Annotated in this window: 3 protein-coding genes; all 3 read right to left on the reverse strand. The window is 55.0% G+C overall.

Annotation, left to right across the window (positions count from 1 at the left end; genetic code table 11):
- Positions 1 to 666: 666 nt before the first annotated feature.
- Positions 667 to 1,308, reverse strand: coding sequence for an isochorismatase family protein (locus ACIQZK_RS10610; RefSeq protein WP_397576098.1), 642 nt, complete (start codon positions 1,306 to 1,308; stop codon positions 667 to 669).
- Positions 1,308 to 2,489 carry a CaiB/BaiF CoA transferase family protein gene (locus ACIQZK_RS10615; RefSeq protein WP_397576099.1) on the reverse strand — a complete coding sequence of 394 codons (1,182 nt, stop codon included), beginning with the start codon at positions 2,487 to 2,489 and terminating at the stop codon, positions 1,308 to 1,310. The genes ACIQZK_RS10610 and ACIQZK_RS10615 overlap by 1 nt, the downstream gene beginning before the upstream one ends.
- A partial coding sequence (locus tag ACIQZK_RS10620) for a hydantoinase B/oxoprolinase family protein (RefSeq protein ID WP_397576100.1) occupies positions 2,486 to 3,219 on the reverse strand: 734 nt, incomplete at its 5' end. The genes ACIQZK_RS10615 and ACIQZK_RS10620, both read right to left, overlap by 4 nt.

Consider the following 3,219-nt stretch of genomic DNA (forward strand, 5'->3'; position numbering starts at 1 on the left):
AAATGTTCGGATCGTGTTCGGATTTTTCACGAGCTTTATAAAAAGCTGATTTAGAACAGAAATTTCATAGAGCCGAATCTTGCCAAGGTTGGGGTCGAGGGTTCGAATCCCTTCGCCCGCTCCAATGATTTCAATGACTTAGGTGATACCGCCTTTGCTGCTCAAAGCGGCCTTGCAGCCTGCGTTTTTTATGAGCGTTCTGATTGGAACGCCCACACAAAAATCATGGAAATTCAGTGTTTAAGTCGGCCTGTGATGCGGCATTGCCGGTTTACGCGATTTGCACTGCGCTCATCTTTGTGTTCGGCTCGCTCCTAAAAACGGATGAGCGACGATCATCCGTAACGCTTTGGGACTGGCCCGCCAATCCCAAACGCCACAAAAGTCCGATTTGCCGGGGAGGAGCCGCTGACGTCGAACACTGTTTGCCAGCGTTCCAATTGGAACAGGCTATTTTGGCTGAAAGCCTAATCGGTCCTCGTCCTTGATCAGGTGCCATGGCAGATTTTGGGCCGGAACGGGACTGCCTGCTCTTGGCAATTAAACGCTGAAAGCTGCTAGTCATTTTTCAAGACCACGTACTACTTCGGTGTTTCTGCGTGTAGGCGGGTTTATGGTCGGTTGAGAATTTAGATGGCTGATATCTACCTTCTGTCCCTAACCCAGCTATAGCTCAGCGTTCGCCGATATAAGGGCGCACGCCTCTTGTTCCGAAACAACCTCGGCATATTTGGCCTGTAAGTCGAACAAATTGGCTTCATGTGGTGCCGGATGCCGGTCGCCACAGGCTTCACGCACGACCAAAGGCGCAAAGCCGGACTGCAGCGCGTCCAGCGCCGTGGCGCGCACGCATCCTGAGGTCGACAGTCCTGTTATAAGCAATGTGTCTATGCCTTCTTCGGAAAGCGTCTCTGCAAGTGATGTCCCAAAAAACGCCGACGCGAACTGTTTTGAAATGACGCGCTCGCCGTCCACCGGTTGAAGCGACGGAGGAAATGCCCCCAATGGCGACCCTTCCAGAAACACCCGAAGCGACGGGATTTTCTTGTAGAACAAACCGCCGTCTGCGCCATCTGCTTGATACACGACATTCGTAAAGAAGACCGGGATTCCGGCAGCCCGCGCAGCCGCCAAAAGACGTTCATTGCTGGCCAACGCATCCTCAACCCCAGCGTATAAAGGCGATGCCGGGTCCAGATAGGCCATAACAAAATCGACGATCAGAAGCGCCGGGCGTTTGCCAAAAGAAAGACGGCCGTCGAACGCGCCGACATAATTCGCGGTCAGATCGTCATTCTTTTGCGTCATCAGATTGCACCAGCCGCCTTCAGCTGATCCAACTCCGCAATATCCATCCCCAACAAGCCGCCATATATTTCGGCATTATGTTGGCCGACAATCGACGGCGCTGGTGAACGAACGCTGCTGGGTGTCGCCGACATCTTCGGAAACGCACCCTGCATTTTCAGCTTGCCATAACGCTCGGTTTCGACCTCGATAATCGCTTCACGTGCTTGAAAATGTGGATCCTCCAGCATCTCTGGCGCGCGGTATACGCGTCCGGCTGGAATGGAATATGCAATCATCAACGCGTCAACTTCATCAACGGTCAGCGTGGCCGCCCAGGCATTGATAATGTCATCAAGCTCAAACTGGTTGTGACCGCGTGCAAGATGCGTTGCGAACCGCGGGTCCATTCCAAGGTCAGGCATGCCCATAGCTTCTGCCAATCTTTGCCACAGCGAGTCTTTGTTCGCGCCAATCATATATTCCCCGTCCTTGCAAATATAGACGTTGGATGGCGCGATACCGGGAAGGATTGAGCCGGAGCGTTCGCGAATAAAGCCGCTATGGTCATATTCGGGGACCAGCCCCTCCATGACTTGCAACACGCTTTCATACAACGCGGCATCGATAACTTGGCCATGGCCCGTCACGCTGCGATGATGCAGTGCGGCAAGAACGCCCATGCAACCATATGTGGCGGTCAACGTGTCACCGATGGAAATGCCCATCCGACTTGGCGAGCGGTCAGGTTCACCCACAATATAGCGCCAGCCGCCCATCGCTTCGCCAATGCCGCCAAAGCCAGCGCGGTCTGAATATGGGCCCGTCTGGCCGTAGCCCGACATGCGCGCGATGATGAGGCCGGGATGTTCAGCCAAAAGCGCTGCTGGAGAAAAACCCCATTTTTCCATCGTGCCGGGTTTGAAATTCTCAACCAAAATATCGGCTTTGCCAATCAATTGACGCACAAGCGCCTGCCCTTCGGGAATCCGCAAATTGGCCGAAACAGATTTTTTGTTTCGTGCAATGACCTCCCATTGCACCTTTTCTTCACCTTGGCCCCACACGCGCATGGGGTCGCCCGCGCCCGGGGGCTCGACCTTGATAACTTCTGCACCCATATCACCGAGCAATTGTCCGCAAAACGGTCCAGCCAGTAACTGCCCGAGTTCAACTACACGTAACCCCTTAAGTGCACTCACTCGGCTGCCTCCAGCGTTGTCCAGACGGGCTGAACCGGGGCCTTCAGGCCTGTTTCGGCCTCGCAATTGGCCCGCAGGGCTTCAATGCCGGGTCCGTAATTGAACAAGGGAAGTTCGCCACGCTCTTGCCGCAACTGGCCGCGCAACGTTTCGGTCGCATCGGCATCCACCACGCCATTTGCATTGGCAATGACGCCATACGCTTTTGCACCTTCGACAGTGACAAGCCCTTGGACGATTTCTTTGCCAACCAAAGCGGGGTCGCGATCAAGCGCATCGCCCCAGCCGCCGCCGCCCCAGGTGATGAAGTGCAATTGATCGCCCTCTTCGACATGCACGTCCTCAACCTTATTGCCGATGATCTGCGAAGTGCCGTCAGCTTTTTCGAGAATCTTGCGTGCGCGCTTGCCCGGTTCACCGCCATTGACGCCCCATGGTGGAACGAACCAGCGGTCATCATGGATCGATATCGTGCCTGCTGCCAGAAAACGGTAGGTCATGTGGATACCGTTGCCGCCGCGATGCAGACCAGCGCCGCCGCTGTCGGGTTCGGTTTCATAACGTTCGATCAGCAGCGGGAAATACCGCTCCAGAAATTCGTTGGGCACATTGGTAAAGCCCGGCCACAGCGAGTGGCCGTCTGGTCCGTCACCCATTGGGCGACCCGGAATGCCGCCAAATCCGATCTGGAACAGTTGGAACCAGTCACCCTTTTTGTCATTACCCGAAT

The sequence above is a fragment of the Sphingorhabdus sp. genome, from assembly GCF_044338195.1.
Lineage (GTDB): Bacteria > Pseudomonadota > Alphaproteobacteria > Sphingomonadales > Sphingomonadaceae > Sphingorhabdus_B.